Origin of the sequence: Streptomyces sp. NRRL S-31 (assembly GCF_000718775.1) — a bacterium.
GTDB lineage: Bacteria > Actinomycetota > Actinomycetes > Streptomycetales > Streptomycetaceae > Streptomyces.
In genome coordinates this window covers 1-24222 of the sequence record NZ_JOCB01000117.1, presented here as the reverse complement: position 1 = coordinate 24222, position 24222 = coordinate 1, and the positions used below count along the sequence as shown (strand labels likewise).

The window sequence follows — 24222 nt, the reverse complement described above, 5'->3', positions numbered from 1 at the left end:
GGCGCGGCCGGTGGGGTCGGCGGCGGGGGCGCCGGTGGCCGGGTCGGCGGGCAGGGCGGTGCGCAGCTCGCGCCAGAGCGGCTTGAGGTATTCCCAGGCCCGTTCGGCTTCGTCGCGTACGGGCACGGAGGCGGGCAGGTGGTAGTCGGCGGGCTTGGTGCCGGGCAGGTTCCGGGCCTCGGCGATGCGCAGCAGCATGTCGGCGGGGAGGAGCCCGCCGACCGTGGTGACGGCGGTGAACGCCAGGGCGGTGCGAGTGGTCGCGGACATCAGGCTTCGGCTCCCGAGGAGAGGGGCGCGGGCTGCTGCGGCAGGTAGACGTACACGCCGAGGACGTCGGCGGGCTCCTGCGGGACGACCTTCAGACCGCGGACGATCTCCTCGTTGGCCTTGCGGACCCGGCGGTGCGAGGCGTCGAGTTCGGCGGCCAGCCGGGTGCCGTACTCGGTGAGGTGCGCGGCCAGGTCCGGCAGCCCGGCCAGGTCGCGGGAGATGGCGTTGCGGGCGGCCAGCTCATGGGTGTTGGCGGTGGCGCGGGCCGCGAGGAGAGCGGTCGCCGCGTCGTCGTCCAGCCAGCGGGCGCGGGCCGGTACGCCCTCGTAGGCGAGCAGGCGCGCGTCCTCGGCGACCAGCTGCCGGTCGCCGGTACGGGACGGCAGGGTGAGGTGGAAGCGGTAGCGGACCAGGAGGAGCGTCGTACGGATGGCGACCGCGTCCGTCGTCACCACACCGCAGCGGCGGGCCGGGCGCGGACCGAGGGCGCCCTCGTCCAGGGCCGAGTCCAGGACGTAGGAGGCGACGGCGCCGATCGCAGGGTCGGTGCGGACCAGGGCGGCCTCGCCGCGGGCGATCGCCGGGGTGGTGCGGAACGGGATCTCCCGGTCCTCCTCCACCAGCCGGTTGCCGAGGGTGGCGGCGAGCGCGTCGCGCAGGCCGGCCGGGGTGCCGCCGACCTGGGCGGTGAAGTCGCCGGAGCCGTCGCGCGGGTCGCGGACCAGGGCGTCCAGGTCGCGCAGCGCCTCCAGGGCGAAGCCGCGGACCTCCTCGGCGCCGCCGAGCGCGGCCCGTACGGCGGCGACCTCGCGGGCCACCTCCTCCGGGTGGATGGCACGCTGGGCGTACTTGGAGCGGGAGGTCTTCTCCCGGTCCGCGGCCGAGGTCCACTCGCGCTCGATCCGGTCGAACGACTCCCGGTGGCCGTCCATCTCGAACAGGCTCTCCTGGCTGCCCCGCCGTCCGTGCAGCAGCAGCCACTCCACCACGGCGTCGGTGACGCCGGAGGCCGTCTCGTCGGGGACGGAGACGGAGATGCCCAGGTCCTTCTTGATCTGCCGGTGCTTCTTGAACAGCACCTCCAGGACCTTGCCGTCGATCCCGTTGTCCTCGCCGTACATGGTGATGACGCGGACCTCGTCGCGCTTCTGGCCGTAGCGGTCGACGCGGCCCTCCCGCTGGTCGTGGCGGGTCGGGTTCCAGGCGAGGTCGTAGTGGACGACGGCGTCGAAGTGGTGCTGGAGGTTGACGCCCTCGGACAGGCAGTCGGTGGCGATCAGCACCCGGCGCACGGCCGGGTCGCCGGCCTCCTCGGCCGCCTCGGCGGCGAGCTGCTCGATGCGCTCCAGCCGCTGCTGCGGGGAGAGCGTGCCGGTCACGGCGGCGATCTTCGTCTTCCTGCCCAGCTTGCCGTCGAGCTGCTCGGCCAGGTACTCGGCGGTGGGGATGTAACGGCAGAAGACGATCGGGTGATAGCCGTCGGCGAGCAGCTTCTTCAGGTGCCCGGTCAGCGCCTTCAGCTTCGCGTCCCCGGCCGGACCGACCAACTCCCCGGCCCGCTGAGCGAGTTCGAGCAGCCGGGCGCCCGCGTCCTCCGACTCGGCGGCGCCCGGCGCGACGTCCATGCCCTCCAGCCGGTCGTTGTCGGCGGAGTCGGCGGCCACCGGGGCGCCCAGCACGTCCGCCTCGTGCGCGGTGCGGGCGGCGGCGGACTCCGAGCGGGTCTTCAGGGTCTGCGCGGCGGCGGCCGGCGAGGAGACCATCGAGCGGAGCAGGGCGATCACCGACCACCAGGCGATCCGGGCCTCCCGCTTGCCCTGCTCGCCGGCCCGCTCGACCCGGTCCCGGGCGTAGGCGATGGCGTCGTCGAGCAGCGCCCGGTAGGCGGGGGTCAGCTTGTACGGCTCGTCCTTCGTCCAGCGGTCGGACGGGAACGCGGTCCGCTCGGCCAGGGAGTCGTCGGCGAGACCGTCCTCCTTGGTGAGGTAGTCACGCACGTCGGCCCGCTTGCGGGCCACGAAGTGCTCGGCCAGCTTCGCCCGGCCCGCCGCCGACTCCAGGTCCAGCGTGGCCAGTTCGGGCCGCACCAGACCGAGCAGGTTGCGGAACGCGGACTCCTTCCCGGAGTGCGGGGTCGCGGTCAGCAGCAGCAGGTGCCGGTCGGCGTCGGCGGCGACCTTGCGCAGCAGCTCGTAGCGGAGCTGGCTCGTCGCGGACGACCCGCCGCCCTGCGCGCTGTCGTCGGCGGCCACACACGTGTGGGCCTCGTCCACGATCACCAGGCCGGGGCAGTGCCGCAGGAAGTCCTCGCGGTGCCGGGTCGACTTGATGAAGTCGGTGGAGATGATCGTGAACGGATGCTTGTCGAACAGGGACTGGCCCAGCTCCAGGCCGCGCTCCAGCCGCGACACCGTGGACGCCAGCACCAGTTCGGCGTCGATGCCGAACTTCTCCCGCAGCTCGCCCTGCCACTGCTCGGCCAGCGCCGGGGAGCACAGCACGGCCAGCCGGGTCGCCTCGCCCTGCGCGAGCAGCTCCTTGGCGATCAGACCCGCCTCGACCGTCTTGCCGATGCCGACGTCGTCCGAGATCAGCAGCCGCACGGTGCGCTGCCGCAGCGCCATCAGCAGCGGGACCAGCTGGTAGGCGCGGGGTTCCACGGCGATCGACGCCAGCGAGCGGAACGGGCCCGCGCCCGACCGGAAGCCGATGCGCAGCGCCGTGCGCAGCAGACCGGCGGCACGCTGGTCGCCGAGGTCGGCTGCGCTAGGCGCCGCGAACTCGGCGGGGCGCACCTCCTCGAAGGCGGGGAAGACGGCCGCGATGTCGTCCTCGCTGCCGCCCAGCGGGCGCAGCACCAGCATGTCGGCGGCGCTCTCGGGCAGCACCACCCATTCCCGGCCGCGGGCGGCGACCAGCGAACCGGCTGTGTACGTGAGGCTCATGAGATGTCTCGGTTCCTAGAGGTCGGGAGCCGGTGAGGCGGTCAACGGGTGTGGAAGTAGGCGGCGTTGTGGTCGGCGATGGCGTCCCAGTCCGCGTCCGTCGGGAAGCGCAGGACGTCCCAGCCCGCGTCCTCCAGGCGGTAGCCGGCCTCGGTGTCGCGGGTCGAGTCGGCCGGGTGGCCGGGGACGTCGACGAACACGGCGAGGCTGGCGCCGTCCAGGCGGAAGACCAGGTCGGGGCGGGCCCCCGCCTCCGGCACGAGGACGCCGGCCTCGTCCGGCAGCCGGTAGCCCTTCGCCCGGAGCCAGCCGAGCAGGTCACCGGCCGCGACCAGGGCCGTCGGATCCGCCTCCGCCGGGGTCGGCGAGGCACTCCCGGACGCGGTCGCCCCGCCGCCCGTGGGAGCGGGCACCGTACCGCCCGCGGACGCGGTCGCCGCACTGCTCGCGGACGCGGTCGCCCCGCCGCTCGCCGCCGGGGCCAGCCTGCGGAACCGCTCGCTGCGGGACTCGCCGCGGTCCTCCCGCTCGGTGCGGGCGCCGGCCAGCCGCAGCAGCAGCGGACGGGCGGCGTACCGGCTCAGCCGGCGGTGGTGCGTCTGGTTGGCGTAGGTCAGCAGACAGGCGTAGCAGCCGCGGGCGCACTTCTCGCCGTCCGCCGGGCCGCCCTCGTCCTCGCCCGTGTCCGGGTCGAAGTGGCAGATCTCCAGGGCGGTGCGGGCCGCCTGGGCGAGCGCGTCCCGGTCGTGCTGGATGCGGCGCAGCACACCGGCGCCGCCCTCCGCGGCCTCCGTGAACAGCAGGCGGCGGCGCGGGCCGTCGTCCGGCGGCAGCAGCTCCGCCGTCAGCTCGGAGTCCTCCAGCTCGAACGCCGCCTCGATGCCCCGCTCCAGCGCGTACAGGAACGACAGCGCCACCGGCTCGGGCTCCGGCTCGTCCAGCGTGACCACGAGGATGTTGCGGCGGTCCTCCACGTACGGCAGGACCCGCTTCTTGCGGCGCTTCTCGTTGCCGTCCTCGTCCACCACCGGCATGCCGGTGCCCTCGATGGCGTCCGCGGCGGCCCGGTCGTTGAGCCAGCGGCCGTCGCCCAGGTCCAGCCAGTAGCCGTCCGGCTCGCCCTCCTTGTCACGGACCCGGCCCAGGTTGGTGATCCGGACGGTCGCCGAATCGCCGTAGTCCACGTCGAGGACGGGCGCGCCGCCCGCGTCCGTCACGTGCGAGGTGAGGCGCCCCTTGCGCACGCCGTGGTCCTGGAAGGCGTACGAGGTCTCCAGGCGGAAACCGGCCCGGCGGCGCTCCTCCTCGTCCGAGGAGATCCGCTCGCGCGGGGTGGTGTACACGGTGTGCAGGTGCAGCAGACCGGTGCGCCTGCCCCGCAGTTCCTCCCCGCACATCACGCACCGGTCCGTGCCGGGCCTGACCTCGTGGTGGTAGCCGCAGCCGTCGCACCGCCTGGCCTCCGCCGTCGCCAGGTCGCCCGAGGCGTCCGGCGGCAGCTGCACCCGGGTGACCTGGTAGCGGGCGCCCTCGTGGTAGATCAGCGCGCCCGGCCCGAACTCCCGGATTGCGAGGAACCGGGGACGCTGGAGGTAGTCGCCGTCCGCGTTGCGGCGGTTGCCGGAGCGCGGGATGTACGCGGCCAGCGGCAGCCGCGGGAAGCTGTAGCCCGGCAGGAACCCCTCGGACGCCAGATAGCGGTACGGGTTGAAGTCGCTCATCACCGACTTGCTGTCGGCGGAGCGGTTCAGCAGCAGGTTCGTCTGGGTCTCCGCCTCCCGGCGGCGGGTGCGCGCCCGGGCCTGCTCACCGGGGGAGAGGGTGTGGTCGACGACCCGCTTGTTCTGCTCGTACTGGTCGATGACGGCCGCCCGGAACAGGTCGCGCCACCGGTCGAAGGAGGCGTCGAACTCCTTCGGCGCCCGCTCGATCCGGTCCTCGATCCACTCGTCGTACCACCAGGTCGTCGACTCGAAGTCCGTGATCAGCGGGGCGAGGACGGTACGGGCGGCGGCGACCGCACGCCCGCGGGCGCCCTCGTCCAGGGACAGGTCGCGGATGTCGGCGAGGAGCGGCAGCGGCATCTGCGGATCGGGGCGGTCGCCGCCGTCGGGGTCGTAGGCGACGTCGACGATGTCCGGGATCGCGGTGCCGAGCTTCATGCCGGTCTCCGCCAGCCAGATGCCCTGGAGGTGGGAGCGGACCAGGTCCTCGTTGGCGAGGTCCAGGCGAGGCGGGGCCACCTGCCCCGACACCATGTCCTGGGAGCGCCGGAAATAGTACTGGTCGTGGCTGTTGCCCGTCGCGCAGTACGTCGTGACCAGCGCGGGCTGGCCCGACCGTCCCGCCCGGCCCGAGCGCTGCGCGTAGTTCGCCGGGGTCGGCGGCACGTTGCGCATCATCACCGCGTTGAGCGAGGAGATGTCCACGCCCAGCTCCATCGTCGGCGAGCAGTAGAGCAGGGGCAGTTCGGCATCGCGGAACTGCCGCTCCCGCTCCAGCCGGTCCTCCGGGGTGACCTGCGCGGTGTGCTCCCGCGCGTACAGCCCGGCCAGCTCGGCGGCCGCGGTGCGGTACAGGTCGCGGAAGAACGGGTTGACGCGCGGGCCCTCGCCGCTGCTGTAGGTGCGCGCCAGCGGGTCGACCGCGCCCCGCTCGCCGTTCCCGGCCCGCCAGACCAGGGCGGCGGCCGACACCCGGTAACCGGTGCGCTTCCGCTCCGCGCGGCGCCGGTAGGCGGGGCCGGACTGCTCGGGGGCCGCCTCCACCTCGCGCACCAGCTCCGCGTCCCGCAGCACCCTCAGCAGGTCCTCGATGACGCCCTGCACGTCCTCCAGCGGCAGGTCGCGCAGTTCCGGCATGTTCCGCCGCAGGTACTTGCCGAACTTGCCGCGCGCCGACAGGAACAGCGCCGAGCGCTCCATGCCCGGACGCGAACCGTACGGGTAGGCGGTCCCGACGGTCGGCCGGTCGCTGTCGCCCAGCACCCACGGTCCGGTCAGGCGCTCCGCGCTGGCCCGCTGGAGGGTGTCGAAGTCGTCGCGGAAGTACTGGACATCGACGGCGAGTTCACGCCGCATGTAGTCGAGCAGCGTGCGGGCGACCTCCTCGCGCAGCGCCGGATCCGCGTCGCGCAGCACGGCGTGCGCGGACCGCCAGCGCTCGGGCTGGGCGGCCACCCAGTCCAGGTCCTCGTAGTCGATCCGCAGCAGACCCGTCTGCTCCAGGTTCGGCATGGTGATGCGCCAGCCGCGCTCCAGATCGCGGTAGAGGCGGTAGCCGACGACGTCCCGGAACGCCTTCGTCGCCCGGCGCTCCATGGAGGGGGGCAGGTCCGTGCCCGCCGCGTACTCGCGGGGGGCGAGGCCCATCACCTCGGTCACGGCCTCGGCGAGGTCGTCGTGGTGCAGCCCCTCACCGCCCGCCCGCACCGCGGCCTGGTACAGGGCGCCGCGCAACTGCGTCACCTGGGCGAAGTCGTTGAAGTGCCCGGCCTGGAGCGAGGCGTCCTGCCGGTTGTCGACGAAGGTGAGGAGCTTGCGCGCCTCCTTGCCGAGGCTCTCCTCGGGCACCGCCCGCAGCGACTTCACGATCGACGCGGAGATCAGCGAGGTCGCCGAGGAACGGCCCTCCTGGTCCAGGGTGGCCAGCTTGGCGAAGTCCCGGCCGCGGGTCTGCTCGTATGAGACCTGGCAGTGCACGCAGAACAGGAACGGCGCGGGCACGAACGCCGCCACCAGGCCCTCGCCCGACTCGTTTCCATGGGCGTCCACGACGACCCGCTTCGGCACCCGGGGCTTGTAGGACTTCCTCACGACCATCACGCCCTGCGCGTCCGGCTCCAGCCACGACTCCGGCAGCCGCCGGTCGTCCACGGCCTTCTGCGGATCGGCCGGCCACTCGTAGTCCTGCCCGGGCATGCCCAGGTACAGGTAGCCCTCGCCCGCGCGGCCCCCGGAGGCGGAGGTGTCCCGGCGCGGCTCGTACCGGAACGCGCCGTCCTCCTCGATGCGCCAGACGGTCAGGTATTCCTGGCCGCACTCGCGGCAGAACGCCAGCGGGAACAGCGGCTTGCCGTCGCTGTCCGGCTGCTCCAGCTGGTAGGTGCGGGTCAGCGGCCGGGTGAGCGGGTCCTGGAGCGTCGTGTAGACGGTGTCGCCCTTGGAGAGGAACTGGTGCAGCCGGAACGCGAACAGCGGCCGCTCCGTCAGCGGGTGCTTGGCCTGCGCCCCCGCCTCCAGGGTCGTCCGGATCGCCTCGCGCACGCTCTCCTCGGTCACGCCGGACGCGGCGGCCAGCTCGGCCGCCGCCTCCTCGAGCGTCCCCGGGGCACGCCGGCGCAGCCGCCCCGTGCCCTCCTCGCGCTCCAGACCGAACCGGGACTCCACCCAGCGGGCCAGCGGGTCCTTCGTCAGCGCCTCGTACGAGCGGGGCGCCGCCGGCACCCGCAGCCGCTCGGCGGGCACCGAATCCGGCGCCTCCTCGGTGGCCCGGACCAGGGTCTCGCCGATGACCCGCTTGGGCAGCACCGTCGTCCCGAACAGCCGGCCCGCGACCCGCGCCACCTCGCGCCGCTGGTCCTCCCAGGAACCCTCGGTGGACATGGTCGCCGAGGTGCCGATGCACTGGAGGGTCGCCGAGGCCCGGCAGGCCTCGCGGACCCGGCGGATCAGGAACGCCACGTCCGCGCCCTGCCGCCCCCGGTAGGTGTGCAGTTCGTCGAAGACCAGGAACTGGAGCCCCTCCGCCATGCGGATCAGGCTGCTCCGGTCGTCCGGCCGGGTCAGCATCAGCTCCAGCATCACGTAGTTGGTGAGCAGGATGTCCGGCGGGTTCCGGCGCAGCTCGCGGCGCTCCTCGGCGGACTCCTGGCCGGTGTAGCGGGCGAAGGTGACCGGCTCGCGGCCCGCCCCGAAACCGTGGCGCAGGTACTTCTCCAGCTCCCCGAGCTGCGAGTTGGCCAGCGCGTTCATCGGGTAGACGACGATCGCGCGCACCCGGCCCCCCGCGTCCGGCCCCGCCGCCTGCCGCTCCTTGAGCACCCGGTCCACGATCGGGACGATGTACGACAGCGACTTGCCGGAACCGGTGCCCGTGGTGAGCACGTAGGAGTCGCCCGCCTGCGCGGCCTCGATCGCCTCCCGCTGGTGCAGATGGAAGGTGAGCGGCCGGCCGTCCGGGCGCGGCGAGGTCTCCCTCTTGCCGGCCTGGAAGATCTCCGCGCACCTCGGGTGCAGGACGCCGTCCCGCACGAGATCGGTGACCTGGCCGCCGTCGGCGAAGAACGGGTTCAGCGAGAGCCACGGATCGGGCCACTGCGACTTCGCCGCCAGGTCCTCCTCGACGAAGCCCGCGATCCGGGCGTCCCGGATCACCGTCGCGCTCCTGGTGAAGTCCGCGTACTCGCCGATCAGGTCGGCGTGGATGCCGAAGACGTCCATCGCCTCGGGCAGCCGCGGCTCCCTGCGCGGCACGGGCGCCGGGACGGCGGCGGCGGGCTCGGGAAGCAGGGCCCGCAGCCGCGCCACCGGGTCCGTCGCCTGCCAGTGGGGGGCCAGCAGGGCGGCCGTGTCGTCCGGGGCCAGCGCGAGCGGGACCAGCACCTCACGGACCAGGGCGGCGTTCTCCGGCCGCAGCTCGGCGTCCTTCTCCAGGAGGCGCTCCACCAGCCGGACCAGCTCGGCGGGCAGGTCCGGGCGGACCAGGGTCAGCCGGGGCGGCCGCTCGTGCTGGTGCTGCTCGGACAGCTCGTAGGGGGTCCGGGCGGAGAACGGGGGCCGTCCGATCAGCAGCTCGTACAGGATGCAGCCGAGCGCGTACAGGTCGGCCGCGGCGGAGACCCGCTCGGCGCGGAACTGCTCCGGCGCCATGTAGCGGGCGGTGCCGACGCTGACGCCCGTGCTGGTCAGCCGCGTCTGGTCCGGGTCGTCGACGATCGTGCCCATGCCGAAGTCGAGGATCTTGACGCTGCCGTCGCCGGTCAGCATCACATTGGCCGGCTTCAGATCGCGGTGCACGACCCCGGCGGTGTGCGCGGCGGTGAGACCGGCGGCGATCTGCGCCCCGATGGCGGCGACCCAGGAGACCGGGAGCTGCGGCTCCTCGTCGACGAGGTCCGCGAGCGGATGACCGTCCAGCAGCTCCATGGCGAGGTAGGGCAGACCGCTGCCGCCCGGCGCCCCGTCCACGCCGCCGTCGACCAGCAGGGTGAGGTTCGGGTGCCCCTGGGAGAGCATGCGCATGATCCGCACCTCGCGCCGGAAGCGCTCGACCTCCTTGCCGGACCCCGAGGCGTCGACCGCGATCCCGGTCCGCCCGCGCAGCACGGTCTTGACCGCCACCTCCCGGTGCGGGGAGTCCGGGGCGGCCTGGAGATCCTCGGCGCGGTGCACCTCGCCCATGTTCCCGCGCCCCACGATCCCCGTGACCCGGAACCGCCCGCCGACCGTCTCCAGACCCACCGGCCCCTCCCCGTTTCGCCCGCCCTGTGCAAGATGGGTGTATCCCGCTGGAGAGTACACCTTTTGCTCGTTGACAAAGATGGTACAGCTACGTTGACGCTGTCAACAGCCAAGTGATTGTGTGCCGGGGGCCTCTGCGGTGCGACGGCAGGTTGACGCCGATGTCGGCGGATGTCGGCACCACACCGTGGCGGGTCGTCGTCGCGGGTCGGCTCGTCCCGGCCGGGACCGTCGAGCGCGGTACCGAGGGTGTCGATGGCGTCGCGCCGGAGGCGGAGTCGGACGCGGCGCGGACGGTGGCGGTGGCGCCGATGTGGGAGAGGCCAGCCGTTCGACACTCAGTACGTCGGGACGGGCCCGGGGTCAGCCGCACGCCAGCAGGCGCGACGCCGCCTCCCGCGCGAGACCGGCTGCGGTGGGATCGCCGAGGCTCACCCAGGCGCAGGCGGCCCCGTCGGCGAGCGTCAGGACGGTCGCCGCGGCCTTGTCGGGGTCGGGTTCCCGCGCCGCCGTGGCGAGTTCCGCGAGATAGCGCAGGATCTCGCGTTTGTGGTCGCGGATCGCCACCCGCACGGGGTGATCCGGATCGGGGTACTCGGCGGCGACGTTCAGCAGGTCACTGCCGCGGTAGGCGGGATCGGCGAACTCCTGGCCCAGCAGGTCGAAGATCGCGAGCAGCCGGTCCCGCGGCGTGGCCGCCGTGGAGGCGAGGGCACGCAGTCGCGCGCACCACTCGTCGTTGCGCTGGCGCAGGACGGCGGCGACAAGCTCGTCCTTGGAGCGGAAGTGCTGGTAGAGGGTCGATTTGGCGACCTCGGCGGCTCGCCAGATCTCGTTGATGCCGACGGCCCGCACGCCGCACCGGGTGAACAGGCCGGCCGCGGCCGTGATGATCTTGACGCGAGTGGCGTCGGGGCTGGTCACAGGGCCTCCGGTGGGGGCGGGAATGGTTACGGCCGTGTCGCCGTTGTCATCGAACAGACTAGTCGGTTCGATTGGAGGTTTCCATGATCACCCTTGACGTCTTCAGTGATCTGATCTGCCCCTGGTGCTATATCGGCGGCCGTCGGCTGGACAAGGCCGTCGGCGTCGTGAGGGAGCGCACAGGTGAGGAGTTCCACATCCGCCACCACGCGTTCGAGCTGAACCCCGAGATGCCGCTGTCCGGGATGGACCGGCGCGCGTACCGGAGCGGGAAGTTCGGCAGCTGGGAGCGTTCGCGGCAGCTCGACAGCGGGACGGTGTCGGCCGGCCGCGACGACGGCGTCGTCTTCGACTACGAGGCGATCGCCAGGACGCCGAACACGCGGGTGGGGCACCGGCTGATCGCGCTGGCGGAACAGCGGGCCCAGCAGGGGTGGGCGATGGCCGACCGGTTGCTCGCGGCCTACTTCTCCGAGGGCCAGGACGTCGGGGACACGGCCGTACTGGCCCGGATCGGTCAGGAGATGGGCCTCGGAGAGGACGTGGCGGCCCGCTTGGCCGATCCGGCCCTGGAGTCGGCCGTGCGCGAGGACCTTAACCTCGCCGAGCACCTGGGACTTCGCGGGGTGCCGGTACTGATCGTGGGCGACAAGGGCATCAGTGGCGCGGTGGGCGTTGACGCACTCGTGGAGTTCCTGGAACGCCAGAGCGCCGAGGCACCGTCCGGAGCCGCGTGCGAGAACGGAGTGTGCGCGCTGTGACCCCTGTATCGGACATCAAGGTGTCGGACATCAAGTCGGTGGGTGTGGTCGGTGGTTCGCTGAGCGGGCTGTTCCAAGCGGTCGCACTCGCCGAACTCGGTCTCGACGTCACGGTCTGGGAGCGGTCCGCGGGCCGCCCCGACGACCGCGGTGCGGGCATCGTGCTCCAGCCGGGTGTCGCCTGGTTCCTGAACACCTTCTGCGGCGTCGATCCCGACCGGATCAGCGTTCCCGTCACCCACCGGCAGTACTTCAGCCGGGACGGGAGCAGCCACCTCACGCTCATGGGGCAGCGGATGATCTCCTGGGGGGCGATCTACGCGTCCCTCCGGGACCGCCTCGACAGCGCCCGCTACCACGAAGGGCAGCCGGTGGCCGCCCTCGCGCCCCACCCTGGCGGCGTCGACGTCCACGTCGGCGACGCTGTCCATCCGGTCGACCTCGCGATCATCGCGGACGGCTCCTCATCCCGCCACCGCGAACTCGTCGCTCCCGACGGCGCTCCGCGCTATGCCGGGTACGTCGCCTACCGCGGAGTGATCGACGAGACGGAGCTTCCGGAGGAGATGAGCGCGGTCTTCCGGGACCGGTTCAGCTTCTACGACGGGGACCGCACCCAGTTCCTGTGCTACTTCATCCCGGGGGACTTCGGCGAGATGGCGCCGGGCAGCCGGCGGATGAACTGGGTGTGGTACGTCCGGGCCGACGCGGCGGGCCTCGACCGCATCACCACCGACCGCGACGGCACCGCCCGCGGGCTGTCCGTGCCCCCGGGGCTCATCGCACCGCGGGTGCATGCCGAACTCCTGGCCCGTGCCCGGACGTTGCTGCCCGAGCCGCTGCGTCGGCTGGTCGAGCACACACGAGCCCCGTTCGTGCAGGCGATCCTGGACGGGCGGGTCAGCCGGATGCGCAAGGACCGGATGCTGCTGGCCGGGGACGCCGCGTTCGTCGTACGGCCCCACACGGCGGCCGGTGCGGAGAAGGCGGCCGTCGACGCCATCACCCTCTTCGGGGCCCTCGGACAACTCCCGTCCCTGGACGCCGCCCTGGAGGCATGGGAGGAGAACCGGCTGGCCGAGGGAACCGCCCTCTACCGGCACGGCGTCGGCCTGGGACAGCGACTCGGTCTCGACGGTCCCGCGCCGACGACGGCTGCCTCCGTCGAGCCGACGCCCTGACGGCGCCCCTGGACGGAAGGGGCTTCAGCAGTGTGCCGTCCCCCGCCCTTCCGGTGCGTCGCGCCTGCCGCGCCTCGCGACGCGGCAGGCGCGGAGCGGCGACCACCGAGACCGCGCAGTCGACGTCGGTGAGGACGGTCCGCTGCGTGGGCCTTCGGTATATCGGGCCACGTTGACGCTCGCCACCGCCGAGGGAACCGGACGGAGCGGCGGTGCTTGCCGTGACCGACGACCAGCCCAGGGCTGGGTCGCGCCGTTTGCAGTGGTTGATGCGGACCTGGTGCCGTCGTCGAGCCACATCGACCGGTGCGGGATGTGCTCGACGGGTGTGGGCCGACGGCCGGTGAACGGGGTACCAGCCGCATACTCGCTCAACGAAGCTGGCGTGAAAGAGCTCAGGGGCGGCTCACGATGCGAATTGCACCACTGGCCATAACGGGCAAATGTCATTTCTTCTCGATGGATTTTCGACAACCGTTCGCCTCCCCGGCCAATGCGGCGGCAGATTTCAGTCATTGTAACGCGCAACTATTGCGCGAAATGATCACCGAAACATACGGTCCGAAGCAATACTGATCTCCGTGAGAGCGCTAGACATCTTCCATTGACTTCCGCTCCCTGCAGGAAGGATCCCCCTCCGTGTGTGTAAAGAGCGTCCGGGGTGCCGAGAAGGCGGCAGGGGGCGCACGGATGGGCCAAGCCGGTGGCGACATTTCAACTCACATTCATCTTGCCGTCAGCTCTTGCGCTGCCGCACCCCCGATCTGGTGAATTCGATGGCACAGCCCTCCAAAGAAGCCGAGCGGCGAAACACGGAAGGAGGTAAGCCGCAGGCCGTGCCCGGCACGTCGCACAGGCGCCGCGCCATGACGGTGCTGACGTCGGCTCAGATGCTCTACTACTTCGGGATCAGCATCGACCTGACGCTCACCGGCCTGGTCGGCCTCAGACTCGCTCCTGTGCCCGCGCTCGCGACCCTGCCGTTCGCCCTCATCGGCGTCGGCTCATGGGTCGCGACCTACCCCGCGTCCCGCTTCATGAGGCGTCGCGGACGCAAAGCCGGTTTCCTGGTCGGCTCCGGTGCCGCGCTCACCGGCGGCATCATTTCGGTCACCGCGCTGCTCACCGAGCAGTTCGTGCTCTTCTGCATCGGCATCGCGTGTATCGGCGTCTATCAGGCGTTCGCGGGTTACTACCGGTACGCGGCCGCCGACATGTTCCCGCCCGATCAGCGCGGCAAGGCCATCTCGACCGTCCTGTCCGGCGGGGTGATCGCGGCCGTCGCAGGGCCGTTCCTGGCCACGGCGGTCAGGGACCTCGGTCCTGTGGAGTTCACGGGTTCCTACGCGCTGGTCACCGTGCTGGCGCTGATTTCCATCGGCGTGCTGTCCCTGCTGACGGCCGAGGACACCGAAGCGGCCGCCGCAGCCCGGTCAGAGCCCGGAGCCGCCGCCGAAGACGTGGCCCCGCGCACCCTCAAGCAAATCGCGCGGCAGCCGGTGTTCCTCGCCGGCGTCGCGGGCTCCTGCATCGGGTACTTCGTGATGACCTCACTGATGGCCGCGGCCCCTATCGCGGCGGTCAAGGCCGGTCATTCCGTCCACGACGGCGCCCAGGTCATCCAGTGGCACATGGTCGGCATGTTTGCCACCGCCTTCGCCTCGGGACCGCTCACCCGGCTGATCGGCGCGGGACGGACCCTGCTGATCGGCGTCGCCGTCAGCGCGCTGGGCACGGTGACTGCCCTGATGAGCCTGTCCCACATGCACTTCGTGATCGCCCTGGGGCTGATCGGCGTGGGCTGGAACCTGATGTACGTCTCCGGCTCCGCGCTCGTCGCAAACTCCTACAGGCCGCAGGAACGTTCCGTTGTCCAGGGCGTCGGCGAGGTCTTCACCCTCGGCGGATCCGCCGTCGGCGCGCTGGCCGCGGGACCGGTGCTGAACACCCTCGGCTGGGAGAACATGAACACCGCGCTCCTGGTGCCCCTCGCGGCCAGCGCCGTCATCACCGTCGCCCACCTGTACGCCGCCCGCCCACGTACCGCCGGCTAGGGACCGACGCCCCGTGAGGCAGGAGCCTGTTCCATCCACCGAACGTGCACCAATGGCTACTAGTCAACGCACTCTCCGATCCCGGTCTGCGTGAAGTGGCGCAGATGAATCAGGCAGGGCGGCCGAGCTACGGAACCCGAGGGTGGCCGACAGTTCGCGTAGGGCTGTCGGCCGCAGCACGTCTGGCCGTGGCCGACCGGTCATGGCGTATCAGCAGCCGTCTACGCGGAGAAAAGGAAGACGGCGCCGTCCGTTGCCGCAGCCCGCCGCGAACCCCCGGACCGATACGGATACCTCATGCCGGCGTCCACGGGCCTACGGCGGGGCTTGTCCTCACCGAGCATGGCGCTCGTGAAGGTTCAGGTCGTCGGGGCCGATATGTTTGCCGGAGCATCCGGCAGACGGGGGTGGCATGCGGACGGCGGAAGAACGGGCCGGGGAGGCTGAAATCGCCGAGGTGGACGGAGCGGCGAGCGGTGAAGCTGCCGCCGGCTTGCCTCGGTTCTGGCCGCTGCTGTTGCTGGGCGCGGCCACCGTTCCGGGTATCGCGCTCTACCTCGTGGGCCGGTGGACGGAGACGCCGGCGATGCAGGCGTGGCGGACCGTCTGTCTCGCCGTGACCGTGCAGGCGCTGCCCTTCCTGCTGCTGGGCACGGCCCTGTCCGGTGCCATCAACGCGTTCGTGCCGGCCCGGGTGTTCACTCGTGTGCTGCCACGCCATCCGGCACTCGCCGTGCCGGTGGCCGGAGTGGCGGGAGCCGTGTTGCCGGGCTGCGAGTGTGCGTCGGTGCCGGTGGCGAACAGTCTGATCGGGCGGGGAGTCACGCCCGCGGCCGCGTTCGCGTTCCTGCTGTCGGCTCCTGCGATCAACCCGGTGGTGTTGACGGCCACCGCGGTTGCCTTCCCGGCGCAGCCCGCCATGGTCGCCGCCCGGCTGCTGGCCTCGCTGGGCACGGCGTCGGTGATGGGCTGGCTGTGGCTGTGGTTGGGGAGGGCCGAGTGGCTGCGGCCGGTCCAGCGGCACAGTGGGCATCAGGCGGGTGGCAGTCGGTGGAGAGAGTTCCGGGCCGGCTTCCGGCAGGACTTCCTGCATGCGGGCGGTTTCCTGGTGGTGGGCGCGATGGCGGCGGCCACGTTCAACGTGGCGGTGCCCCGTTCCTTGCTGGACACCTTCTCCGGTTCGCCCTGGCTGTCGGTGGTGTTCCTGGCCGGACTGGCGATCGTGCTGGCGGTGTGTTCGGAGGCCGACGCGTTCGTGGCGGCCTCGCTGAGCGGGTTCTCGCCCGTCGCGCGGCTGGCGTTCATGGTGGTCGGTCCGATGGTTGATCTGAAGCTGATCGCCCTACAGGCGGGTACCTTCGGCCGGGCCTTCGCGGTCCGATTCTCCGCCGCCACGGTGGTCGTGGCGGTCCTGTCCAGCGCGCTGGTCGGAGGAGCACTGCTGTGAGACGCCCGCTTCAGACGGCCCTTCTCGTCCTCACCGGCATCGGCCTGCTGCGCGTCGCCCTCTTCACCGACCTGTATCTGCGATACGTCAAGGAAGGGATGCGCCCCCTGCTCATCGCCTCCGGCGTCCTGCTGATCCTGCTCGGCGTCGCGGACGCGGTGGCGCACGGGCGACGGCGTGGACGCGACGATCATACGGACCACGGCGGCGGCCACGACCACGGGCACCACCACTCCGGCGCATCCCGTGCCGCCTGGCTTCTGTTCCTCCCAGCGCTGAGCATGCTGCTCTATGCTCCGCCCGCCCTCGGCGCGTACACAGCCTCCCGCGAGCCGACCAAGGCGATCACGCACCAGGACGACTTCGACCCGCTGCCGGCGACCTCGCCGCTGCCCATGACGCTCTCGGACTTCATCCGGCGCGTGCAGCAGGACCACACGCGGGCCATCAAGGACCGCACAGTGCGGATGACGGGCTTCGTCACCTCCGGCAAGCGGGGCGGCGGCTGGTACCTGACTCGGATCATCATCTCCTGCTGCGCCGCGGACGCCCAGTCCGTGACGGTACGGATCTACGGCGCAACCGCTCCGGCCGCCGACACCTGGGTGGCGGTCACAGGCACCTGGCACCCCGGCGGAGCCCTCGGCACCGGCTCCGCACCCGCCGCGCTCGACGCCCGGGCCGTGGAGAAGGTCGCCAAACCAGCGAACTCCTACACCGACGCCCTTCCACTTGCCTCCACGAGGTAGACCGGCACCCTTCCGCCTCGACCTGGGCGGCCGGCGACTCTTCCAGCGGTGGTGGCCTGGGCGAGCCCCTGAACCTGCCGCAGCACCCACACCGTCGGCGTGAGTGCTGCGGCGGTTCAGGGGCTCGCCCCGTCAGCTGAGTGGCCGTCGCTCACCAACTGCTCTTGGTCACGCCGGGCAGTTCGCCGGCGTGGGCCATCGCGCGGACCCGGATGCGGGAGAGCCCGAAGGCGCGCAGGTGACCCCGGGGGCGTCCGTCCACGGCGTCGCGGTTGCGCAGGCGGGTGGCGCTGGCGTCGCGGGGCTGCCGGCGCAGTTCCCGCTGCGCCGCGGCGCGTTCGTCCTCGGAGCTGTGGGGTGACGAGATGATCGCCTTCAGCGCGGCGCGCCGCTCGGCATGACGCGCCACGACAAGACGCCGCTGCTCGTTCTTCGCGATCTTGCTCTTCTTCGCCATCAGACCTTCCCTCCCCGGGCGCGGATGCGGGCCACCGCGGCTTCGATGCCGATCGCGTCGATGGTCTTGACGCCCTTGGCGGACAGGGTGAGCCGGATGTGGCGCCCTTCGCTGGGCAGCCAGTAGCGCTTGCGCTGGATGTTCGGGTCGAAGCGGCGCTTGGTGCGCCGGTGGGAGTGGGAGATGTGGTGGCCGAAGCCGGGTTGGCGGTCGGTGAGTTGGCAGTGGGCGGACACGGGTTCCTCCTCGGTGGGTCGGTGAGGGCAGCACACTAGCAGCCAAATGAAAATGAAAACCAAACTCGTGTAGGGTGCCGTCCATGGCCCGTAACGAACTCCGCCCGATCATCAAGCTGAGGTCCACCGCCAGGACCGGCTACACCTACGTGACCCGCAAGAACCGCCGCAACGACCCCGACCGGCTGACGCTGCGCAAGTACGACCCGGTCGCCGGCCGCCACGTCGACTTCCGTGAGGAGCGCTGAGAGCCATGAAGCCCGGAATCCACCCCGAGTACCGCCCGGTCGTCTTCCGTGACCGGGCCGCCGACTTCGCCTTCCTCACCCGCTCGACGGCCACCAGCGACAGGACCGTGGAGTGGGAGGACGGCAACACCTACCCGGTCATCGACGTCGAGATCTCCTCGGCGAGCCACCCCTTCTACACCGGCACCCAGCGCGTCCTGGACACCGCCGGGCGGGTCGAGCGCTTCGAGCGGCGCTACGGACGCGGACGGGGTGAGCGATGAGCGGGCTGCCGGTCGCCATCGTCGCCGGACTGCACGCCGACGCCCGCCGCGCCGCAGTCGAGGAGATCCTGCGCACGGTCCCCGGCTCCATCGCGCTGCACCACGACCTGACGTCCGCCGTCGACAGCGCCGTGCACCGCACGGTCCGCGACGCCGCCGGCCCGCTGGGTCACGGCGACGCCCCGCTGGTGAACGACTGCGCGTGCTGCGCACTGCGTGAGGACCTGGTCCCCGAGCTGCTGCGGCTCGCCGAGGAGGACAGGTACCGGCTGGCCGTCGTGGAACTGTGGGACTCGGTCGAGCCCCAGGCGATGGCCGCGGTCATCGCCGCCGCGGGGGCCCCGTTGACTCTGACCGGGGTCGCCACCGCGGTCGACCCGGCGCTCGTGCTGCCGTACCTGGCCAATGGCGACGACCTGGCCGACGTGGGCCTCGCCGCGGCCCCGACCGACCAACGCACGGTCGCAGACACCTTCGCCCGGCAGTTGGAACACCCGACGGTGATCGCCGTCGTCGAGAACGGCTCGCCGGGGGAGAGCGCCGACGACACCGACCGTGCTCTGCTCGCCCAGCTCACACCAGGTGCGCGAAAGCTGCGTGTGGACAGCGGCGCCCTGGGGTCCGCCCTGCTGGCGGGCTTCGACGTGGCGGCCGCCGCCGCCCGCCTGCACCCGGCGTGCGCGCTGCTGCCGCAGGAGTGCGACGAACACGGCGTGACCACCCTCGTCTGGCGGCGTACCCGGCCCTTCCACCCGCAGCGCCTCTACGCCGCTCTGGAGGACCTGACCTGTGCCGCCGCGCGCAGCCGTGGGCGTTTCTGGCTGGCCGACCGTCCCGACACCCTGCTGTCCTGGGACGCCGCGGGCGGTGCCCTGTGCGTGGAGTCGGTGGGTCCCTGGCTGGCCGCATTGCCGGACAGCGCGTGGGAGATGGTGCCCGCCGGACGCCGTCTCGCCGCTTCCCTGGACTGGCACCCCGAACACGGCGACCGCTGCCAGTACCTCACCTTCACCTCGCCCGGCCTGGACCGAGACGGTCTGCCGACCCTGCTCGACTCGTGCCTCCTCACCGACGACGAGTACGCGGCCGGCAGAAGAGGCTGGCAACAACTCCCGCACGTCTTCGACGACTTGCTCGACCCAGTGACCCGATAGACCCGACAGAGAGGACCGACCTCACCATGCCCCGACGCACGAGCACCGGGCGGCAGACCACCAAGCGTCAGCGCGTCAACCCGCTGGACGCCGCCGGCATCACCTATGTCGACTACAAGGACACCGACCTGCTGCGGAAGTTCATCTCCGACCGCGGGAAGATCCGCAGCCGCAGGGTGACCCAGGTGACGCGTCAGCAGCAGCGGCACATAGCACAGGCCATCAAGAACGCACGGGAGATGGCGCTCCTGCCCTACGGCACCCGGTAGCCCGCACAGCCGAAGGGATCGCCCCGGCGCTGTCACCGCTTCTCGTATGGGTTCGACGGCTCGGCGACCTGGCGGACCGTATGCACGTCCGATACGGGGGCCAGGTCGCTTCCGAGCCCGGCCTGCCCTTGGGGCGCCAGGTTCCCGTCACCGTTACCCACGTGTCGGTGGCCGGGGCGTCCGCGCCGCGGACCTGCACCTTGATCGTCGTCGTGTCCGCCGTAGCACGAGACCAGCAGCCTGGTCGCGTACCAGTGTCACTGTCCCCATGGGTGACGAGACCGGTCAGCCGGACCATACGGCCCTCCGGGGCGCAGGCGGAGGGAAGAGCGGCAGCGCGGCGGCGGGGACCGTGAGCAGCCAGGCGCCGCGCGGGGCGGCCGTGTGGGTGTGAGCGTGCCCATGGTCGTCGTGCGGGTCGGCGTGCCCGTGGCCAGATGGTCCCGCGCCCTCCTCGCCGCCCGCACATGTGCGGCCTACCAGAGCGTCCGCACGCCGAGACGCACGGCGTCGGCGATCCTGCCGCGGTCCTCCGCGCATCCCTGATCGCTTCATCGTGTGCCTGTGCCTGTGCCTGTGCCTGTGCCTGTGCCTGTGCCTGTGCCTGCGCCGGGCCGGGCGGCGCCGTGGCTGTGTTCGCCGCCCGACCCGAACTATCAGGCAGACGTTACGAGTTCGTGCTCGCAGGTGCCGTCGATGCCGTAGGTGTCCCAGGCGGGAAACGGGTCGCCGGGCGGCAGGCTCTCACCGTCGGCCATGAGGCAGTCGGTCAGTGCCGCGTGCAGGGCGTCAGCGCGCAGGTGTGTGCCGATGAAGACCAGTTCCTGGCACTCGGGGCTGTCGGTGTCACGGGCGGCGGAGGGCTCGAAACGTGCGACCGAGCCGGCCTGTGACCACAGTCCCGTCACCCGCGGTCGGCTGGCCAGTGTGAAGAAGCCCTTGGAGCGCAGGATCCGCCCGTACGCGCCGCTGTCGAGTCCCTCGGTCACGAAGGCCCATAGCCGACCGGGGTGGAACGGCAGTCCGGCCCGGAAGACGGTCGAGGAGATTCCGTACTCCTCGGTCTCGGGGACGTGGTCACCGTTCAGTTCCCGCACCCAGCCGGGGGCCTGCCGGGCTCGTTCCAGGTCGAACAGCCGGGTGCCGAGTACGTCGTCGGCCTTCACCCGGCCGGATGACGTCGGCGAACTCGACCTGGTCCATGAGCAGGTCGCTGACGGTGCGTTCGTCTTCCTCGTACTGGTCCAGGCCGCGCTCGACGAGCTCGTCGCCCGTCGTCAGCTCACGCAGGAAGTTCGCCGAGTCCACGACGGTGACCATGGTGTCCAGACGGGCCACCTCTTCGAGGGTGGCGCCGTCGTCGCGGGCGAAGGCGAAAGTCGCGGCAACCGGCATGGGTTCGGAGATGCCGGACGACTCGATGAGCAGGTAGTCGAAACGGCCCTCGCGCGCCAGCCGGTCGACCTCCTGAAGCAGGTCGTCGCGCAGGGTGCAGCAGATGCAGCCGTTGGTCATCTCGACCAGTCGCTCCTCGGTGCGCGACAGGGCGGCCTCGCCGCCGCGCACCAGGGCGGCGTCGATGTTGACCTGGCTCATGTCGTTGACGATGACCGCGACGCGAAGGCCCTCGCGGTTGCCGAGGACATGATTGAGGAGGGTGGTCTTGCCCGCGCCGAGGAAGCCGGACAGGACGGTGACGGGCAGTCGCCCGAAAGGCTCGGAAGACTCGGAAGGCATCAAGAAATCAGCCCTCGGGGCGCAGCAGGCCGCGCTCGTACGCCTTCACGAGACGCTGCGGCACCAGGTAGGAGGCGCCGTCGACGGTGACCGGGACAAGACTTTCGTGCCGGCGGCCGCCGTTCTCGTCGCCCTCGGACTCCGGATCCGTAGGACGGACGAGGACGCGGCGGTCTCAGCAGCGGCCGAGGTGGAGGCGCTCGACGCGCGGTAGGACCGCCGCGACCAGGTCTCAGGCGCTCTTTCCGAGGTGGCGGTACAAAAGGTGGCACGGGACGGGGTTTGCGTCCGATGTCCGGTGGCGGCGGGCGATGCCGGCCCGGATGTGTCCTGGCCGACTACGCGGCATGGCCCTTTCGGTTCGAGGCGGTGGGTGCCGCCGACAGCACGTGGTCGCCGACCTTGTCGGTGCTCAGGCACAGCGAGCAGACGACGGCGTCGTGCGTGACGCAGGCGGCCACGTCGGGTCGCTCGAAGTCCTGTCGGCACACGTGGCACTGGTACGTCACGGCACTGGGGTTGCCGTCCCCGTCCAGGAGCGGCTCGTCGATGCCGTCGTCGGTGCGGCGCAGGTAGTACTTGCCCTTGGTGACGACCGCCATGAGCGGGGTGAGGGCGAAGGCGATGACGGCGGCGGCGACGGGGGAGTACGGCTGGAGGGTGTCGCCCAGGGCGTGGAAGTACATGGCGATCGACAGGCCGGAGGCGGCGACGAAGGCGACGACACCCACCGGGTTGACGGCGTACAGCATGCCGCGGCGGAACTCGGGCTGGAGCGGGGAGAGCTTGAGCAGGTACTTGTTGACGCCGATGTCGGCGGCGACGGTGACGACCCAGGCGATCGCACAGTTCGAGTAGAAGCCGAGAATGTCGTTGAGGAAGCTGAACATGTCGGCTTCCATCAGGGCGAGCGCGAAGGCCAGGTTGACCAGGACGAAGATCATGCGGCCGGGGTAGTGCCTGGTGACGCGGGTGAAGGAGTTCGTCCACGCCAGCGAACCGGAGTACGCGTTCGTCACATTGATCTTGATCTGGCTGATGACGACGAGTGCCACGGCGAGCGGGATGACCACCCAGGACGGCATCATCGCGTCGAATGCGCCACGGAACTGCTGGATCGGTTCGGGTGCGGCCGTCGGGCCGACCTCGGCGAGGATGTAGACGGCGAGGAAGACACCGATGGCCTGCTTGAGCGCGCCGAGGACCACCCAGCCGGGGCCGGCCATGACGACGGCAGTCCACCAGGTGCGTTTGTTGGCCTCGGTCTTGGGTGGCATGAAGCGCAGGTAGTCGATCTGCTCGCCGATCTGGGCTATCAGGGAGAGGCACACGCCCGCGCCGAGCAGCACGGAGGCGGTGTTGACGCTGCCCTCGCCGTCGGTGCCGGCGTAGGAGAGGAAGCGGTCGACCGTGCCGGGGTCGGTGGCGATCAGATAGACCAGCGGGGCGACCATCAGCACCAGCCAGACGGGCGTGGTCCACACCTGGAGCTTGCTGAGCGCCTTCATGCCGTAGATCACCAGGGGGATGACCATCAGCGTGGAGACCAGGTAGCCCAGCCACAGCGGCAGTCCGAGCCCGAGCTTCAGGCCCTGGGCCATGATCGAGCCTTCGAGGGCGAAGAAGATGAAGGTGAAGCTGGCGAAGATGACGCTGGTGAGGACCGAGCCGTAGTAGCCGAAGCCGGAGCCACGGGTGATCAGGTCCAGGTCGATGTTGTAACGGGCGCCGTAGTAGGCGAGGGGGAAGCCGGTGACGAAGATGACGACGGCGGCCACGGCGATCGCCACGAGCGCGTTGCCGGTGCCGTGTGCCAAACCGATGCCGGCGCCGATCGAGAAGTCGGCCATGTAGGCGATGCCGCCGAGTGCCGTGGTGGCCACCACCATGGGGGTCCAGCGCCGGTAACCGCGGGGCGCGAAGCGGAGGGTGTAATCCTCCAGGGTTTCCTTGACGGCCTGGTCGGTACCGGGCGCTGCCTTCCGCGCCGGTTCCGGCTCGGTGACTTCTGCCAGTCGTGGCTCGGTGGTCATACCGCGCCTCCTTGTTGCGGGTGGGGGACTGTTGCGGGGTGCCTCACATCGGAGGCGGGCGAGGACGGCGGGCCCGTGTGGCACCGGTGGCGAGCGGGCCAGCGGAGGTGGCGGGAGGGAGTGGAGCGGATCCGGCGGGAGGCCGGGCGCGTACAGGTCCTTCATGTCCATGACGGGGGACCGTAGGAGGCAGTCGTTATCCCTGAATGCTTCCCGGATGAAGGAAGTGTTTCGGAAGGCTCTCGGGGGGACGGCTGTAGGGCCCTGCGGGCCAGGTGAGGAGGCCGTCCACGAGCCGATGTTCAGGGCGTCTGTAGGCGACGGGGCGGCCAACGCGCTGAAGGAGCTGTTCCGTTCGGCAGCCGGTCAGGCGCGAGGGGCGAGCACGAGGACCTCGGTGTCGACGCGGCCCAGCTTGTCGTCGCGGGCGACGGCGGGGGCGCTCGCGATGACACCGAGCTCGGAAGCGTGCGCGTGCGCCGGTGGCCAACCAGAGGGGTGCGCGCAGGCAGAAGGGGACAGCGGCCACGGAGAAGGGGCGGTTGGCGCTGTTGACGCGGCCGAGCAGGTCAGGACGGTCGTGCGGACGAACCGCGCTCGCCACAGCCGGCGCATGCCGGCCGCGGCGTCGCCGACGACGGTTCGGACCACCTGCCCGCCGGGCACGGCGGCGACCCGGGCGGGGCCTGAGGTACGCAGGCGGGCGAGGAGAAGGACGCCGAGGGCCATGGCAAGGGCGTTGAGGCCGAACCGCAGGGCGGGGGAGAGGGAACAGGACGCCGCCCAGGGCCGGTCCTGCCAAGCCCTGTCCGATGCGTTCGGCGGTGATCAGCGCACTGTCGGCCTTCTCCAGGTTCTCGTCCGTTCTCGTCCGCCACGACGCGGGGGATCAGGGATTGGGCGGCGTTGTCGTAGGCGGCTTCCCCGATCCCGAGGAGGAAGGCCGGCGCGTACAGCAGGGCCATGGAGCGCAGGTCGGCCAGGAGGGGCAGGCGAGGGCCCCGACTGGTTCGTGGGGTCCGCAGCCGGG

17 protein-coding genes and 2 pseudogenes are annotated in these 24222 nt (G+C 71.4%); 9 read left to right on the top strand and 10 right to left on the bottom strand.

Annotated features, from left to right (window positions below):
• The 4 genes from IF37_RS0133565 to IF37_RS0133550 all read right to left on the bottom strand — a co-directional run.
• Positions 1-270 (bottom strand): hypothetical protein (locus IF37_RS0133565; RefSeq protein ID WP_030751519.1); only part of this gene is annotated, 270 nt, incomplete at its 3' end.
• Entirely contained in the window at positions 270-3218 is a 2949-nt protein-coding gene (locus tag IF37_RS0133560) for a DEAD/DEAH box helicase (protein ID WP_030751515.1), read from the bottom strand. The genes IF37_RS0133565 and IF37_RS0133560, both read right to left, overlap by 1 nt.
• A gap of 41 nt (positions 3219-3259) precedes the next feature.
• A complete protein-coding gene (locus tag IF37_RS0133555; RefSeq protein WP_030751512.1) occupies positions 3260-9679 on the bottom strand; it encodes a protein kinase in 6420 nt (2139 codons plus the stop codon).
• Positions 9680-10042: 363 nt separating this feature from the next.
• Positions 10043-10603: a TetR/AcrR family transcriptional regulator gene (locus IF37_RS0133550; protein ID WP_052845511.1), complete on the bottom strand. Its 561-nt coding sequence runs from the start codon at positions 10601-10603 to the stop codon at positions 10043-10045.
• Between the two features lie 83 nt (positions 10604-10686).
• On the opposite strand from IF37_RS0133550, the gene IF37_RS0133545 reads away from it, so the two are divergent.
• The 5 genes from IF37_RS0133545 (at position 10687) to IF37_RS0133525 (ending at position 16795) form a co-directional block, all read left to right on the top strand.
• The gene (locus IF37_RS0133545) at positions 10687-11364 is read left to right on the top strand and encodes a DsbA family protein (RefSeq protein ID WP_030751506.1); all 678 of its coding nucleotides are present in this window, start codon (positions 10687-10689) and stop codon (positions 11362-11364) included.
• Complete coding sequence (locus IF37_RS0133540; RefSeq protein WP_052845510.1) at positions 11361-12545, top strand: FAD-dependent monooxygenase; 1185 nt, start codon at positions 11361-11363, stop codon at positions 12543-12545. The genes IF37_RS0133545 and IF37_RS0133540 overlap by 4 nt, the downstream gene beginning before the upstream one ends.
• A gap of 743 nt (positions 12546-13288) precedes the next feature.
• The gene (locus IF37_RS0133535; protein WP_216725867.1) at positions 13289-14599 is read left to right on the top strand and encodes an MFS transporter; all 1311 of its coding nucleotides are present in this window, start codon (positions 13289-13291) and stop codon (positions 14597-14599) included.
• Between the two features lie 412 nt (positions 14600-15011).
• Complete coding sequence (locus tag IF37_RS0133530; protein ID WP_030751496.1) at positions 15012-16046, top strand: permease; 1035 nt, start codon at positions 15012-15014, stop codon at positions 16044-16046.
• A complete protein-coding gene (locus IF37_RS0133525) occupies positions 16043-16795 on the top strand; it encodes a TIGR03943 family protein (protein WP_030751493.1) in 753 nt (250 codons plus the stop codon). Before IF37_RS0133530 ends, IF37_RS0133525 begins: the two co-directional genes overlap by 4 nt.
• A 151-nt stretch (positions 16796-16946) precedes the next feature.
• On the opposite strand, the gene rpsN is transcribed toward IF37_RS0133525, so the two are convergent.
• Together rpsN and rpmB are read right to left on the bottom strand one after the other, a co-directional pair.
• Positions 16947-17252, bottom strand: a complete 306-nt coding sequence (rpsN, locus tag IF37_RS0133520; RefSeq protein ID WP_030751484.1) for a 30S ribosomal protein S14 — start codon at positions 17250-17252, stop codon at positions 16947-16949.
• A complete protein-coding gene (gene rpmB / locus IF37_RS0133515; RefSeq protein WP_030751481.1) occupies positions 17252-17488 on the bottom strand; it encodes a 50S ribosomal protein L28 in 237 nt (78 codons plus the stop codon). The genes rpsN and rpmB overlap by 1 nt, the downstream gene beginning before the upstream one ends.
• 83 nt (positions 17489-17571) lie before the next feature.
• Here rpmB and rpmG point away from each other — a divergent pair, with 83 nt between their 5' ends.
• The 4 genes from rpmG to rpsR are packed head-to-tail and all read left to right on the top strand — an operon-like array spanning position 17572 to position 19422.
• The gene (gene rpmG / locus IF37_RS0133510) at positions 17572-17736 is read left to right on the top strand and encodes a 50S ribosomal protein L33 (protein WP_030751477.1); all 165 of its coding nucleotides are present in this window, start codon (positions 17572-17574) and stop codon (positions 17734-17736) included.
• A 5-nt stretch (positions 17737-17741) separates the two neighbouring features.
• Positions 17742-17999: a type B 50S ribosomal protein L31 gene (locus IF37_RS0133505; protein WP_030751474.1), complete on the top strand. Its 258-nt coding sequence runs from the start codon at positions 17742-17744 to the stop codon at positions 17997-17999.
• Positions 17996-19153 carry a GTP-binding protein gene (locus tag IF37_RS0133500; RefSeq protein ID WP_030751472.1) on the top strand — a complete coding sequence of 386 codons (1158 nt, stop codon included), beginning with the start codon at positions 17996-17998 and terminating at the stop codon, positions 19151-19153. The genes IF37_RS0133505 and IF37_RS0133500 overlap by 4 nt, the downstream gene beginning before the upstream one ends.
• A gap of 26 nt (positions 19154-19179) precedes the next feature.
• Positions 19180-19422, top strand: a complete 243-nt coding sequence (gene rpsR / locus IF37_RS0133495) for a 30S ribosomal protein S18 (RefSeq protein ID WP_030751469.1) — start codon at positions 19180-19182, stop codon at positions 19420-19422.
• Between the two features lie 656 nt (positions 19423-20078).
• On the opposite strand, the pseudogene IF37_RS40030 reads toward rpsR, so the two are convergent.
• The 4 genes and pseudogenes from IF37_RS40030 to IF37_RS0133475 form a co-directional block, all read right to left on the bottom strand.
• Positions 20079-21159 (bottom strand): annotated as a pseudogene (locus IF37_RS40030) (GTP-binding protein).
• 7 nt (positions 21160-21166) lie between these two features.
• Positions 21167-21259, bottom strand: a pseudogene (locus tag IF37_RS42950) (50S ribosomal protein L32); the annotation flags it as partial.
• A 238-nt stretch (positions 21260-21497) separates the two neighbouring features.
• Positions 21498-23192, bottom strand: a complete 1695-nt coding sequence (locus IF37_RS0133480; RefSeq protein ID WP_030751463.1) for a cytosine permease — start codon at positions 23190-23192, stop codon at positions 21498-21500.
• Between the two features lie 366 nt (positions 23193-23558).
• Complete coding sequence (locus IF37_RS0133475; protein WP_030751460.1) at positions 23559-23921, bottom strand: hypothetical protein; 363 nt, start codon at positions 23919-23921, stop codon at positions 23559-23561.
• Positions 23922-24222: the final 301 nt, after the last annotated feature.

Excerpts from the sequence above, each read along its gene's own strand:
- rpsN (WP_030751484.1), bottom strand. The coding sequence starts at position 17,252 with ATGGCGAAGAAGAGCAAGATCGCGAAGAACGAGCAGCGGCGTCTTGTC.
- IF37_RS0133545 (WP_030751506.1), top strand. The coding sequence starts at position 10,687 with ATGATCACCCTTGACGTCTTCAGTGATCTGATCTGCCCCTGGTGCTAT.
- IF37_RS0133480 (WP_030751463.1), bottom strand. The coding sequence starts at position 23,192 with ATGACCACCGAGCCACGACTGGCAGAAGTCACCGAGCCGGAACCGGCG.
- IF37_RS0133475 (WP_030751460.1), bottom strand. The coding sequence starts at position 23,921 with ATGGCCCTCGGCGTCCTTCTCCTCGCCCGCCTGCGTACCTCAGGCCCC.
- rpsR (WP_030751469.1), top strand. The coding sequence starts at position 19,180 with ATGCCCCGACGCACGAGCACCGGGCGGCAGACCACCAAGCGTCAGCGC.
- IF37_RS0133560 (WP_030751515.1), bottom strand. The coding sequence starts at position 3,218 with ATGAGCCTCACGTACACAGCCGGTTCGCTGGTCGCCGCCCGCGGCCGG.
- IF37_RS0133505 (WP_030751474.1), top strand. The coding sequence starts at position 17,742 with ATGAAGCCCGGAATCCACCCCGAGTACCGCCCGGTCGTCTTCCGTGAC.
- rpmG (WP_030751477.1), top strand. The coding sequence starts at position 17,572 with ATGGCCCGTAACGAACTCCGCCCGATCATCAAGCTGAGGTCCACCGCC.
- IF37_RS0133530 (WP_030751496.1), top strand. The coding sequence starts at position 15,012 with ATGCGGACGGCGGAAGAACGGGCCGGGGAGGCTGAAATCGCCGAGGTG.
- IF37_RS0133500 (WP_030751472.1), top strand. The coding sequence starts at position 17,996 with ATGAGCGGGCTGCCGGTCGCCATCGTCGCCGGACTGCACGCCGACGCC.